This window comes from Mesorhizobium sp. M5C.F.Ca.IN.020.29.1.1 (genome assembly GCF_003997375.1).
In the GTDB taxonomy this organism is placed as follows: domain Bacteria; phylum Pseudomonadota; class Alphaproteobacteria; order Rhizobiales; family Rhizobiaceae; genus Mesorhizobium; species Mesorhizobium wenxiniae.
In genome coordinates, this window is record NZ_RZSW01000108.1 from 1 (window position 1) to 14,034 (window position 14,034).

The 14,034-nt window shown below is 62.2% G+C and carries 12 protein-coding genes; 10 read left to right on the forward strand and 2 right to left on the reverse strand.

From position 1 onward, the window contains the following. Positions 1–414: SWIM zinc finger family protein (locus EOA85_RS11645; protein ID WP_164759609.1), on the reverse strand; the 414-nt coding region annotated here is incomplete at its 3' end. 454 nt (positions 415–868) lie between these two features. Between EOA85_RS11645 and EOA85_RS11650 the strand changes: the two genes are divergently transcribed. From EOA85_RS11650 to EOA85_RS11695, 10 genes are all read left to right on the forward strand, one after another. After that, on the forward strand, positions 869–1,843 hold the full coding sequence (locus EOA85_RS11650; RefSeq protein WP_127209510.1) for a sugar-binding transcriptional regulator: 975 nt from the start codon (positions 869–871) through the stop codon (positions 1,841–1,843). A gap of 44 nt (positions 1,844–1,887) precedes the next feature. Further along, positions 1,888–3,333, forward strand: coding sequence for an extracellular solute-binding protein (locus tag EOA85_RS11655; RefSeq protein WP_127209511.1), 1,446 nt, complete (start codon positions 1,888–1,890; stop codon positions 3,331–3,333). Between the two features lie 206 nt (positions 3,334–3,539). After that, complete coding sequence (locus EOA85_RS11660; protein ID WP_029355248.1) at positions 3,540–4,463, forward strand: sugar ABC transporter permease; 924 nt, start codon at positions 3,540–3,542, stop codon at positions 4,461–4,463. 9 nt (positions 4,464–4,472) lie between these two features. Next, positions 4,473–5,330, forward strand: a complete 858-nt coding sequence (locus EOA85_RS11665) for a carbohydrate ABC transporter permease (protein ID WP_127209512.1) — start codon at positions 4,473–4,475, stop codon at positions 5,328–5,330. Positions 5,331–5,335: 5 nt separating this feature from the next. Further along, on the forward strand, positions 5,336–6,454 hold the full coding sequence (locus EOA85_RS11670; RefSeq protein WP_127209513.1) for an ABC transporter ATP-binding protein: 1,119 nt from the start codon (positions 5,336–5,338) through the stop codon (positions 6,452–6,454). Then, on the forward strand, positions 6,451–7,575 hold the full coding sequence (locus EOA85_RS11675) for an ABC transporter ATP-binding protein (protein ID WP_127209514.1): 1,125 nt from the start codon (positions 6,451–6,453) through the stop codon (positions 7,573–7,575). Before EOA85_RS11670 ends, EOA85_RS11675 begins: the two co-directional genes overlap by 4 nt. Then, positions 7,575–9,128: an FGGY-family carbohydrate kinase gene (locus tag EOA85_RS11680; RefSeq protein ID WP_127209515.1), complete on the forward strand. Its 1,554-nt coding sequence runs from the start codon at positions 7,575–7,577 to the stop codon at positions 9,126–9,128. Before EOA85_RS11675 ends, EOA85_RS11680 begins: the two co-directional genes overlap by 1 nt. A gap of 10 nt (positions 9,129–9,138) precedes the next feature. Beyond that, a complete protein-coding gene (locus EOA85_RS11685; protein ID WP_065008366.1) occupies positions 9,139–10,179 on the forward strand; it encodes a 2-hydroxyacid dehydrogenase in 1,041 nt (346 codons plus the stop codon). Between the two features lie 49 nt (positions 10,180–10,228). Continuing rightward, positions 10,229–11,746, forward strand: coding sequence for a glycerol-3-phosphate dehydrogenase (locus EOA85_RS11690; RefSeq protein ID WP_127209516.1), 1,518 nt, complete (start codon positions 10,229–10,231; stop codon positions 11,744–11,746). After that, entirely contained in the window at positions 11,746–12,732 is a 987-nt protein-coding gene (locus EOA85_RS11695) for a TIM barrel protein (RefSeq protein WP_127209517.1), read from the forward strand. Before EOA85_RS11690 ends, EOA85_RS11695 begins: the two co-directional genes overlap by 1 nt. Positions 12,733–12,744: 12 nt before the next feature. Here the strand turns inward: EOA85_RS11695 and fba are convergent, their stop codons facing one another. After that, complete coding sequence (gene fba / locus EOA85_RS11700; RefSeq protein WP_029355262.1) at positions 12,745–13,809, reverse strand: class II fructose-bisphosphate aldolase; 1,065 nt, start codon at positions 13,807–13,809, stop codon at positions 12,745–12,747. Positions 13,810–14,034 lie beyond the last annotated feature (225 nt).

The window sequence follows — 14,034 nt, forward strand, 5'->3', positions numbered from 1 at the left end:
GCTCTGGTCCGTCCGTGCGGCTTCATCGATGCTCTTGGCTGCCGCGCCGGATGTCGATTGCCCTGGCGGTGGCGTCGTCTTCCTGCGCCGGCTGAGCCAGTCATTCACCCATTCCGGTATCGATTCGGCGGCTGCAAAACTGGCTGGCGCAGTGGCGGCAATCCACATCAGGGCCAGCGTGTGCTTGCACGGGAATTTTCGCGAGGGGCAGGTGCATTTGTAGCCGTGGTCGCCTGTGTCGATCACCACCCGATAAGGATTGGAGCCGGAGCCCTGGCATTCACCCCAGATGAGCGCCTGCTGCTCATTCTTTTCCAGCCGCGGCCAGCTCGATCGTTTGGTTAGCTTGGAGGCGGCGCCCAGCGACGCCTGATCGGGGGCAAGCGCCTCGATGGTCTTCAAATCGAATTCCAAGCCGCGCCCCTCGTGACTCGAACCAAACGCCTGTCGCCAGGATAGATAGCCGTTTGTGAAGAATTATTGTAGCTCTCGTGAAGCGAAGATCGATACTTCTCGATCTTATCCTTTGCGGCCGAATCCACCTGATCCGCAAGCGCGGTCCACCGCCATTTCGGCAGGCAGAGGATTTTCAGCAAAACGGCGTTTGGCGTCGGCCAGCCCAGTTGTGCGCTCAGTGGACGGGAGCAAGTCTTAGCAACCCATGCAACTGGTTCGCTGGAGCGAGCCGTTCAGCCTTTGCCCTTCAGGTCGACAGGCCCGACACTCCAACGGGCGCCTGCACGATCGCGCTCCAGCGGGCTGAATCTTTTTGGCGCCTTTTTGTGCGATTTGAACGGTGCGGTGCTTGACTCCTGCAACGCCTTGTGAAAAATTTTGCACCAGCTGATAAAAATATCTCAGGGCGGAAATGGTTGGTTTTGGAAACGGCCTCCTGCGCGACGATGAAACCAGTATGGCGACGCGTGCCGCCTGGCTTCATTATGCTGGTGGCTTGACCCAGTCGGAGGTCGCCAAGCGGCTTGGCCTGACCAGCCTCAAGGCGCATCGCCTCATCACCAAGGCCAATCAGGAGGGGTTGGTCAAAGTCTATATCGACGGCGAAGTGTCGGAATGCGTCGCGCTTGAAGACGATTTGTCCAGCCGCTACGGCCTCGACTATTGCGAAGTCGTTCCTGACTTCGATGGCGAAGAACTGCCGCTCAAGGCGCTTGGCATTGCCGGCGCGCAATTTCTCAAGCGTGAGATCGAGCGCGGCGAGGATACGCTGATCGGCGTCGGTCACGGCCGCACGCTGGCCGCCTGCGTGGAGTATCTGCCGCGCATATCTGCCGAAAAGACCCGCTTCGTCTCACTGCTTGGCGGCCTGACACGCAAATTCTCGGCCAATCCGCACGACGTCATTCACCGCCTGGCCGAACGGACCGGCGCGGAAGCCTATGTGATGCCGGTGCCGATGTTCGCCAACACGGTCGAGGATCGAACCGTGCTGCTCGGGCAGAAAGGCATCAGTGAGGTCTTCGATCTTGGCAAGGCCGCCGACCTGCTCATTGCCGGCATCGGCACCGCCGAGCGCGAGGCGTCGCTGGTCGCGACCGGCATGATCGAAAAGGGCGAAATGGAAGAGATTCGCCGCAATGGCGGCGTCGGCGAACTGCTCGGCCATTTCTTCGACGATGCTGGAAAGGCGGTCGAGACGACCCTTTCCAACCGGGCGCTGGCGCTGGCGCGCGAAGACATCAGCAATCGCAGGATTGTCGCCGTCGCCGGCGGCAAGGTGAAGGTTCGTGCCATCAAATCGGTGTTGGAGGGCCGCTATCTCAAGGGCTTGGTCACCGATGAGCGGACGGCGCGATCACTCGTGGAGCAGAAGTCGGTCGGGTAGCCGGCAGCCATTCGATTGAAACTACCCTGTGGAGGAGAAGACAAATGCATGAGAAAGAAAAAGACCTGATCGACGCGTTCCTGCGCGGACAAGTCGATCGTCGTGGGCTGATCAAAGGCCTCGGCGCAATGGGCCTTGCCGCCGGCACTGCCGGCACGCTGCTCAATCTGGGGCAGACCCGCGCACTGGCGGCGGATTTCGACTGGCAGGCGCACAAGGGCAAGACCATCAAGCTCTTGCTAAACAAGCATCCTTACGCCGATGCGATGATCGCCAACCTTGAAAACTTCAAGAAGTTGACCGGCATGGAGGTCGTCTACGACGTCTTCCCGGAAGACGTCTATTTCGACAAGGTCACCGCTGCGCTGTCGGCCAGCTCGCCTGAATACGATGCCTTCATGACCGGCGCCTACATGACCTGGACCTACGGCCCGGCCGGCTGGATCACCGACCTCAACGAGTGGATCAAAGATCCGACCAAGACCAACGTGAACTATGTCTGGGACGACTTCTTGCCCGGTGTCAGGAAGTCCTGCGCCTGGAACGGCCAGCCCGGCGGAGTGCTCGGCTCCGATGACGCCAAGCAGTGGTGCATTCCGTGGGGTTTCGAACAGAACAACATCACCTACAACAAGGGTATGTTTGACAAGGTCGGCGTCGGCGTTCCCGGCAATATGGACGAGATGGTCGCTACGGCGGCCAAGCTTACCAAGGATGTCGGTAGTGGCGTCTACGGCATCGGCGTGCGCGGCTCGCGCTCCTGGGCGACGATCCATCCCGGCTTCCTCTCGGCTTATGCCAACTTTGACCAAAAGGACCTGAATGTCTCGGCCGACGGCAAATTGTCGGCCGCGATGAACACCGCCGAATCCAAGGCCTTCCACAAGCAGTGGGTCCAGATGATCCAGGAGAGCGGCCCCAAGGACTGGTCGACCTATACCTGGTATCAGGTCGGCACCGATCTTGGCGCCGGCGCCTCGGCGATGATTTTCGACGCCGACATCCTCGGCTACTTCATGAATGGCGGCGACAACAAGATGGCAGGCAAGCTCGCCTTCTCCGCCTTCAAGGCCAATCCCGCCGCCAAGGCGCCGACGCCCAACATCTGGATCTGGTCGCTGTCGATGTCCAATTTCTCGAAGGATAAGGACGCCACCTGGTACTTCATGCAATGGGCATCCGGGCCCGAGCATGCACTGTTCGGCGCGACCAAGATGGACTTCGTCAATCCGGTCCGTCAGTCGGTCTGGAACGACGAGATGTTCCGCGAGAAGCTGAACAAGAGCTACCCGGGTTATGTCGAGATGTTCGACGTCTCGGCGCCCGGCGCCAGCATCAAGTTCACACCGCAGCCGCTGTTCTTCGATCTCACCACCGAATGGGCGGCGACGCTGCAGAAGATGGTGGCCAAGGAAGTGCCCGTCGACGAAGGCATCGACATGTTGGCCACCAGCATCGATGGCCAGCTCAAGGAAGCCGGGCTCGGCTAAGTCCTGGCGAACGGCTGGCCCGCTTTTTGCGGGCCAGCCGGCCATTCCACTGCGAAGCGGCGCCTGGAGCATCGGACCCAAAAGTGGAAACCGGTTTTGGGAAAATCCGATGCTCAAACACTGGCGGTGCCGCCACTCGCCCAACCGGCCGCCTAGCTCCCTGGGCGGTCGGCAGGGCGAAGCAACAGAGATGATGGAACAGCACGATGACTGCGGCGACCATGCAAAGAAACAAGCCTTCCGGCTTCAGGATCAGCAAGAGAGTGCTGCCTTATGTGCTCAGCCTGCCGGCCTTGCTCGTCTGCATCGGTATCCTGATCCCGTTCTTCACATCGGTCGTCTATTCGTTCCAGCGCTACCGGCTGAGCCAGCCCTGGGCGCGTCAGTTCAACTGGGGCGACAATTACATCTCTTTTTTCACCGACCCGAAGTTCTGGAACACGCTGGAGATATCGCTGCTCTATGCCGGTATCACCGTCCTGCTCGAACTGCTTCTCGGTCTCGGCATCGCCATGCTCCTGCAGAAGCGCTCGACGTTGAACAACTTCATCTCGATCATGCTGCTGATGCCGCTGATGACGGCGCCGGCGCTTGCCGCGCTGATGTGGAAGCTGATGACCAATCCCGGCTTCGGCGTGCTGAGCTATCTCGCCAGCCTGATCGGACTGCACGATTTCCGCTGGGCCTCGTCGCCGTCGACCGCGCTTTTCACCGTGGTCCTTGTCGACATCTGGGTCTACACGCCCTTCATCATGATCCTGCTGCTTGCCGGCCTGCGCAGCCTGCCGACGCAGCCCTTCGAGGCGGCAGCACTTGACGGCGTGCCGAGGAGTTTCGTGTTCTTCCGCATTACCTTGCCGATGCTGATGCCCTACATCCTGACGGCGACGCTGTTCCGTCTGCTTGATTCCATCCAGCAGTTCGACATCATCTATGCCATGACCCAGGGCGGTCCGGGCGACACGCTGACCGTCTTCCAGGTCGAGGCCTATCTCAACTTCTTCCAGTCGACCAATGTCGGCCGCTCGGCAGCGCTGATGATCATCCTGTGGGCAATCACCTACTTCCTCTCGAATATCTTCATCAAGAATTGGCTGCGGCTGCGCGAACGCGCCCGCGGCCAGGCATAGGAGGCTGAGATGGAACACACCTCGCTTCTCGAACGCATCCTGCGCGGCATAGCGCTAACACTGGTCGTGATCTTCTTCATGTTCCCGATCGTCTGGATCCTAATGATGTCGTTCCAGACCAACGAAACCATCTTGCGGATTCCGCCACAGCTTGTCTTCAAGCCGACGCTGGCCAACTACACCGCGCTGATCACCGGAAAGCTGACGACGGCGGCCGGCACGCTCGATATCGCCTTCATGCGCAACCTCTGGAATTCGGTGTTCCTGTCGGTCACCTCGGTCGCCGTCGCGCTGCTGCTCGGCGTTCCGGCGGCCTACGCCTTTGCACGGCATAAGTTTCGCGGCTCGGAAGACATTGCCTTTACGCTGCTGTCGTTCCGGTTCGCGCCCGCGCTGCTGGTGCTCCTGCCGCTCACCCTCTATTTCCAGAAGCTTGGACTGGCCAACACCTATGTCGGGCTGATCTGGGTGTATCAGCTGATCTGCCTGCCGCTGATCCTATGGATCGTGCGCGGCTATTTCGAGGACATCCCGGCCGACATCGAATATGCCTATCGCATCGCTGGCCATTCCTGGTTCGCCACCTTCCGCAAGATCGCGCTGCCGCTCGCCGGCCCGGGCATTGCGGCTGCCGGCCTGCTCGCATTCATCTTCGCCTGGAACAATTTCGTCTTCGCGCTCGTGCTCGCCTCGGCCGACAAGCAGCCGGTGACAGTCGGTGCGCTGGCCTTCATCACCTCCTCCGGCATCCAGTATGGCCAGATCTCGGCGGCGATCGTGCTTTCGATCACGCCGACGCTGGCGCTTGCCCTCTATGCGCAGCGCTATCTCGTCGAAGGCCTGTCGCTTGGCGCGGTAAAGGGATAGTTCTCATGGCCAGCCTCGAACTGCGAAACGTCGTCAAGCGCTACAAGAGCCAGACTGTCCTCGACAATCTTTCGCTGACCGTCGCCGACGGCGAAACCCTGGTCCTGTTCGGACCGTCCGGCGCCGGCAAGACGGTGCTGCTGCGGCTGGTCGCCGGTGTTATCGACCCCGACGAGGGAAAGATCTTCATCGGCGGCGAGGACATGACCGATCTTGACGCCGAGTTCCGCGGCGTCGGCATGGCGTTCCAGAATTTCGCACTGTTTCCCCATATGACCGCGTTCGACAACATCGCCACGCCGCTTCAGGCCAAGCGTTCGTCGCAAAGTGTGATGAAGGCGGGCGTCGAGAGCGTCGCCAAGCTGCTCAAGATCGGCCATGTGCTCAGCCACAGGCCAAGGGCGCTGTCCAACGGCCAGAAGCAGCGTACCGCGCTCGCCCGCGCTCTGGTGGGCTCGCCGCCGGTTCTCCTGCTCGACGACCCCTTGCGCAACGTCGATGCCAAACTGCGCTTCGAAATGCGGCTCGAATTGCCGAGGCTGCTGGCCGACCGTGGCGCAACCGTCGTCTACGTCACCCAGGACTACAAAGAAGCCATGGCGCTCGGCGATCGCATCGCGGTGATGTCGCAAGGCGTCATCAAGCAGCTCGGCACACCCGAGCAGATCTATCGTGAGCCGGCGAACATCGAGATCGCGCGGCTGTTTGGCGACCCGACCATCAACCTGCTCGACGTCAAGCCGTCGCGCGATGCCAAGGGCATCTATGTCGGCCTGTCGAACGTCCAGGTTCATCTGACGGGTGCCTATGACGCGATGGTCGGCCGCGACTGCGTGATCGGCTTACGGCCCGAAGCCCTGAGCTTCGTCGACGAAGGAACGCCCGCTGCCATTCCGGTGACGGTTGAGGCGGAGACGCCGCTCAATGAAAAGATCGTCACGCTGGTGCGCACCGTGCGCGGCCGTGAAATCCTGGTCTCCCGGCCAGCCGGAACACCGGGTCAGACCGAGGGCAGGGCTCATATTGCCGTCGACGGCAAAAGCGCCCTGCTGTTCGATCAGGCGAGCGGCGACAGAATCGGCGCCAGGAACGTCGTCAATTTGCGCAGCGGAGAAGCGGCATGATCCCGAGCGCACTCACCATTTCCGGCGTCGACAAGTTCTACGGTCCGATCGACAGGGGCGTGCACGCCGTCCAGAACCTGACGATGGAAATCGGCAGGGGCGAGATCGTCGCATTGCTCGGCTCGTCCGGCTGCGGCAAGACCTCGACATTGCGCATGATCGCCGGTTTCGAGGAGGTCTCGCGCGGCACCATCTCGGTTGCCGGCCGCAAGGTGCACACGCTGCCTCCGGTCAAGCGCAATGTGGCGATGGCGTTCGAGGGCTATTCGCTCTATCCGCCGCTGACCGTGCGCGAGAACATGGCGTTTGCGCTGAAGGCGGCCAAACTGCGGAAAAGCGACGTCGATGCGAAGGTTGCCAGCATCGCCAAGCTGCTCGAGATCGAGGACATTCTGGAGCGCTATCCAAGCTCCATCTCCGGCGGCCAGCAGCAGCGCGCCAGCCTCGGCCGGGCGCTGATCCGCGAGGCGGATCTTCATCTGCTGGACGAACCGATGGGGCAGCTCGAACCGCAACTTCGCGCCGTGCTGCGCGGCCGCATCAAGCACTTCATCAAGGAGCGCGGCTTGACCGCGATCCTCGTCACCCACGACCAGACCGAGGCCAATGCGCTTGCCGACCGGATCGCGGTCATGGAAGGCGGCGTGCTGCAGCAATTCGACACGCCCGACATGCTCAAGCAGCGGCCGGCCAACCTGTTCACCGGCACCTTCGTCGGCGAGCCGCCGATGAATGTCTTCGAGGCCTATGTCGGCACGGCTGCCGACAAGATCAATCTGCGGCTGCCCGACGGACTTTCGCTCGACTATGAGAAGGACGCGTTCAGCGGCTCGGTTCGCGACGAATTGCTCAAACGGCAGCGGGTCGTCATCGGCATAAGGCCCTACGCGGTTCGCCGCTCGAAGGACGGCGTGCCGGCAACGGTTTCGGCCAACCAGTGGCTCGGCGACCAGACGCATATCGCGGCGGATTTCGCCGGCGGTTCGCTCGTTCTGGTCGAACATGATCGGACCCGGCTGGAGCTTGGCGCGCCGATCAATATCAGCATCGATCCGAAAAATCTGCACGTCTTCGATCAGTCCAGCGGCATGGCCATTTCGCACGGCATGGAGCTTGCCTGATGCGGGATGTGCTGATCGGCATCGACGCCGGCACGTCTGTCATCAAGTCCGTCGCCTTCGACACGGCGGGCCGGCAGCTCGCGGCCACTGCGTTGCCGAACCGGTATGAGACCTTGCCGGGCGGCGGCGCCGAGCAAGATCTGGCGCGCACCTGGGCCGATACCGCGACCACCTTGCGCCAGCTTGCCGACAAGGTGCCGGACCTTGCCAGCCGCACCATTGCCATCGCCGTGACCGGGCAGGGCGATGGCACCTGGCTGATCGACAAGGAGGGTGAGCCGGTCGCGAAGGGCTGGCTGTGGCTCGACGCGCGCGCTGCCGCGATCGTCGAGGAGATCCGCGCGCGGCCCGATGACCGGCTCCGTTTCGAAAAGACCGGCAGCGGGCTGGCCGCCTGTCAGCAGGGGCCGCAGCTTGCCTTCATGAAGCGCAACGCGCCTGACATGCTTGGCAAGGCGGCGACGGCATTCCATTGCAAGGACTGGCTCTATTTCAACCTGACCGGGGAACGCGCCACCGATCCGTCGGAGGGGACCTTCACCTTTGGCGACTTCCGCACTCGTGGCTATTGCGACGATGTGCTTGAGGTGCTCGGCGTCGCTGATCTCAGGCATCTGCTGCCGCCGATCGTCGACGGCACCAGGCATAGCGCCGGTCTCTCGGCGACGGCTGCCGAAGGGACCGGGCTGCTTTCCGGTACGCCGGTGGTGCTGGCCTATGTCGACGTGGCCTGCACCGCGCTCGGCGCCGGCCTGCTCGACCGCGAGCGCAAGCCCGGCTGCTCCATCATCGGCTCCACCGGCATGCATATGCGGCTTGCGCAGACGCCGGACGAGGTGCTGCTCAACGAGGCGGCGACCGGCTACACGATGACGATGCCGACGCCCGGCGTCTTTGCGCAGATGCAGTCGAACATGGCGGCGACACTCAACATCGATTGGGTCCTTAGCCTCGCCTCCGGCATTCTCGCCTCGCAAGGCATTACGCGCACCAATGGCGAGATGATCGCGCTGGTCGATCAGTGGATATCCGTCTCCGAGCCGGCCTCGCTGCTCTATCAGCCCTACGTGTCGGAGGCCGGCGAGCGGGGGCCGTTCGTCGATGCCAATGCCAGGGCCGGTTTCGTCGGCATTTCGTCGCGGCACGGTTATGCCGACATGGTCCGCGCCGTTTTCGAGGGGTTGGCATTTGCGTCGCGCGATTGCTACGCCGCCATGGGGCCGCTGCCGAGCGAGATCCGGCTGACAGGCGGTGCGGCCAGGAGCCCGGCTCTGCGCAAGATCCTGGGCGCTGTCGTCGGCGCCGACATTCGCACCAGCCAACGCGAGGAAGCCGGTGCGGCGGGCGCCGCGATGATCGCTGCGGTTTGCGTCGGCCAATACAGGTCGATGGACGAATGCGTAGGCGAATGGGTCACGCCGCTGCTTGGCGCGGCGGAACCGCGCGACCGAAAACTTGCCGCGATCTATGAGCGGGTGGCTCCGTCCTACACATTGGCGCATGAGGCGCTGCGGCCGGTCTGGCGGTCGATGGCCGCATCCAGGGCAAACTGAGAAGTCGAGCATGCGTAAGAAGATTGCAATCATTGGCGACCGCTTCATGCTTCCCGAGGTGTTTCGCGAGAAAATCGAGAAGGCCTGCGGCGACAATCTCGACATTCGTACCCTTGAGACAGCGTGGCCCGACGAGCCGATGGAGTTCGGCAATGCGGCGCTCGGCCTCGACAAGGTCAAGGAGTATTTTGGCGATCCGGACGAGGTGGTCGATTTCATCGGCGACGCCGAGATATTCGTCACCCAGCTTGCGCCGCTCTCCGAGACCATGATGCAGCGCCTGCCCACACTCAAACTGGTTGCGGTATCGCGCGGCGGCCCGATCAACATCGACATGGCTGCCGCCAAGGCCCACGGCGTCACCGTCGTCAATGTGCCCGGCCGCAATGCAAGTGCGGTGGCCGAATTCACCATCGGTGCCATCCTTGCCGAGACGCGGCTGATCCGGGTCGGGCACGAAGCCTTGCGCAAAGGGGAATGGCGCGGCGATCTCTACCGGGCCGACCGCACCGGCCGCGAGCTCAACGAAATGACCGTCGGCGTTATCGGCTACGGCAATATCGGCACCAAGGTTGTCCGCCTGCTGCGCGCGTTCGGCTGCCGCATCCTGGTCACCGATCCCTACGTGCAACTGAGCGCCGAAGACCGCAATGGCGGCGTCGAACTGGTCGCGCTCGACGATCTCCTGTCCCGCTCCGATGTGGTCACGCTTCATCCCCGGGTGACTGAGGAGACCCGCAGACTGATCAACAAGGACACCATCGCCCGAATGAAGCCTGGGGTGATCTTCGTCAACACGGCGCGCGGGCCGCTGGTCGACTACAACGCGCTTTACGATGCGCTCGTCTCAGGCCATATCGGCAGCGCGATGCTGGAGACGTTCGCGGTCGAGCCGGTGCCTGCGGACTGGCCGCTGCTGCAGCTTCCGAACGTCACGCTGACGCCGCATATCGCCGGCGCATCGGTGCGCACGGTGACCTATGCGGCCGAGCAGGCGGCCGAAGAGGTGCGCCGCTTCATCGCCGGGCTCCCACCGGTCAATCCATGCTGAAGGTCGCGGCAGCCATGAAACACAATCCAGGCACCGAGGACCCGGCGAGATGAGCGGCGCCACTGAAATCGTCGACCTCTTCGTTATCGGCGGCGGTGTCAACGGCGCCGGCATCGCGCGCGACGCAGCCGGCCGCGGCTTGTCCGTCATTCTGTGCGAGAAGGACGATCTGGCCGAAGGCACCAGTTCGCGATCGGGAAAGCTCGTCCATGGCGGCCTGCGCTATCTTGAATATTACGAATTCCGGCTGGTGCGCGAGGCGCTGATCGAGCGCGAAGTGCTGCTTGAATCCGCTCCGCACATTATCTGGCCGATGCGCTTCGTGCTGCCGCACAGCCCTGACGACCGGCCGGCATGGCTGGTCCGGCTCGGCCTGTTCCTCTACGATCATCTCGGCGGCCGCAAGCGGCTGCCGGCCACCCGCACGCTCAACCTGCGCACCGCGCCCGAAGGCGCGCCGATCAAGGATGTGTTCAAGCGCGGTTTCGAATATTCCGATTGCTGGGTCGACGATGCCCGTCTCGTCATCATCAATGCGCTCGATGCCGCGGAGCGCGGAGCCAAGATCCTTGCCCGGACCGCCTGCACCGCCGCCCGCCGTGAAAACGGCCTGTGGTCGGTCGAGATGCGCGACAGCCGAACCGGCGTGACGACAACGGTTCGGGCACGGGCGCTGATCAACGCCGCCGGTCCCTGGGTCAACGACATCATCAACCGCGTGGCCGGCCAGAACTCCAAACGAAATGTGCGCCTGGTCAAGGGCAGCCACATCGTCGTGCCGAAATTCTGGGAGGGGCGGCAGGCCTATCTCGTCCAGAACAGCGACAAGCGCGTGATCTTCATCAACCCTTACCAGAACGATCTGGCGCTGATCGGTACCACCGACATCCCCTATGACGGGCGGCCGGAAGATGTGAAGGCTGATAGCAGCGAGATCGACTACCTGATCAAAATCGTCAACCGCTACTTCAAGCGCGAACTTGCCCGCGACGATGTCATCTACTCGTTTTCCGGCGTCCGGCCGCTCTATGACGACAACGCCGACAACCCCAGCGCGGTAACGCGCGATTATATTTTCGAGCTCGACGCATCGGCCGGGCAGGCGCCGTTGCTGTCCGTCTTCGGCGGCAAGATCACCACCTTCCGCAAATTGGCCGAGCACGCGCTGGATAGGATCGCCCCGTTCTTTCCGAAAATGGGCACGCCATGGACATCGAAAGGCTATCTGCCGGGTGGCGATATCGCTAATGCCGACTTCGAGCAGTTTCTCGGCGATCTCGGCCGCGAATATCCCTGGATGCCGGCATCGCTGGTCAAGCATTATGGCCGGCTCTACGGCACCAGGACGCGCGTTCTGGTCGGTGCGGCCAGGTCAGTCGCCGATCTGGGGCGGTGCTTCGGCAAGGATTTTTTCGAACGCGAAGCCAATTATTTGTTCGAATATGAATGGGCGCTGACCGGTGCCGACATTCTCGAACGGCGCACCAAGCATGGGCTGCATCTGTCCGCCGCAGAAAGAGCCGCCTTCGAGGACTGGTGCGCGAGCCGGCTGGTGAAAGCAAGCTGATGGCCTTTACGCTTTCTCTCAACACCAATCCGCTGGTCAATCGTTTCGCCGAACCGGACGATCTGATCGATGCGATCGCTTACGACATCGGCCTCCGGGACGTGCAGCTCACGCATGAATTCGTCAATCCCGGCTGGCCGGCGGCGACGATCTCGAAATTCATCCGCCTGTACCGCAACGCGCTCGACCGCACCGGCGTGCGCGTGACGTCGGGGATGACCGGCCCTTATGGGCGGCTCAACCATTTCGGCCATCCGGACGCCGATGTGCGCCGCTACTATGTCGATTGGTTCAAGACCTTTGCCGACATTTCGGCCGAGCTCGGCGCGACCGGTCTGGGGACCCAGTTCGCTATCTTCACGCACAGGGATTTCGACGATCCCGAGCGCCGCGCGCGGCTGTTCGACGTCGCGCTGGAATGCTGGCGCGAGGTCGCCGAGCACGCCAAAGCGGCCGGTTTAACCTATCTTTTCTGGGAGCCGATGTCGGTCGGGCGCGAATTCGGCCATACAATCGACAGCTGCCGGGTACTGCACAACGAGATCGAGGCAGCCGGCATGGCGATCCCGATGAAGATGATGGTCGACATTGACCATGGCGACGTGACGTCGAGCAACCCGGCCGACATCGACCCCTATGCCTGGGCCGAAGCCTTCCCCAACGTATCGCCGATCATCCACGTCAAGCAGTCGTCGATGAACAAGGGCGGTCATTGGCCGTTCATCGCCGCCTACAACCAGGACGGCCGCATCACGCCGGAAAAATTCCTGGAGACGGTTCGCCGCGGCGGCGGCGTCGACAACGAGATCTGCCTCGAACTGTCGTTTCGCGAGCGCGAGCCGGTCGATCACCAGGTCGTCGCCATGATCCGCGAGTCGGTCGACTACTGGGCGCCGTTCATCGAGACCGGCAGGGCGGCACTCCTGCCGCGAGACGGGCAGGGTACGGCTCCCTGCCCGTTTAACCGGGCCGCCCCGGTCAGATGAAGCCGGCCGAACTCAGCCGAATTTCGGATCGAGACTGCCCGACTTGTAGCGCTTGGCCATTTCCGAGACCGGCAGCGGCTTGATCTTGGGAGCGTTGCCGGCGGTGCCGAACTGCTCGAAGCGCTCCTTGCACAGCTTCCTCATGGCGGCCATAGCCGGCGTCAGATACTTGCGCGGGTCGAATTCGCTCGGGTTCTCGGTCAGCACCTTGCGGATCGCGCCGGTCAGCGCCATGCGGTTGTCGGTGTCGATGTTGATCTTGCGCACGCCGTGCTTGATGCCGCGCTGGATCTCCTCGACCGGCACGCCCCATGTCGGCTTCATCTGGCCGCCATATTTGTTGATGATCTCCTGCAGTTCTTCTGGCACCGAGGACGATCCGTGCATGACGAGGTGCATGTTGGGCAGGCGGCGATGGATTTCCTCGATCACGTTCATGGCCAGAACAGCGCCGTCGGGCTTGCGCGAGAATTTATAGGCGCCGTGGCTGGTGCCCATGGCGACGGCCAGCGCGTCGACATGTGTGTCCTTGACGAACTGCACCGCCTGTTCCGGATCGGTCAGCAACTGGTCGTGGCTGACAGCGCCTTCGACACCATGGCCGTCTTCCTGTTCGCCGCCGCCCATCTCCAGCGAACCGAGCACGCCGATCTCGCCTTCGACAGAAACACCGCCCCAATGCGCCATGTCGACGACGCGGCCCGTGATGCCCGAATTATAATCGTAATCGGCCGGCGTCTTGCCGTCCTCTTTCAGCGAGCCGTCCATCATCACCGAGGTGAAGCCATACTGGATCGCGGTCACGCAGGTGGCCTCATTGTTGCCGTGGTCGAGATGCATGCAGACTGGAATATCGGGATGGATCTCGACCAGCGCGTCGATCAGCTTGGCCAGCACGACGTCGTTGGCATAGGCGCGGGCGCCGCGGCTCGCCTGCAGAATAACAGGCGATTTGGTCTCCTCGGCGGCCTCCATGATGGCGAGCCCTTGTTCCATATTGTTCATGTTGAACGCAGGCACGCCATAGCCGTGTTCGGCGGCATGGTCGAGCAATTGTCTCAATGTGATGCGAGCCACCCAATAGTCTCCCGTATTTGGTTTCAAGCCTATGGTTGCGAGCCGTCCGGTCGTCGTTCAGCCCTTTGATGCTTCTGGCCGGATTTCCAGAGAACCGCAACCTTTGGCCATGCCACCGAGAAGCAATTCTTGTTACAGCACAGCAATCAGAAGCGAATAATATCCCAAAGAAATGTAACATCATCACAGAAAATTTGACGCCTATGCGTTTTCCTCTGTTATAAT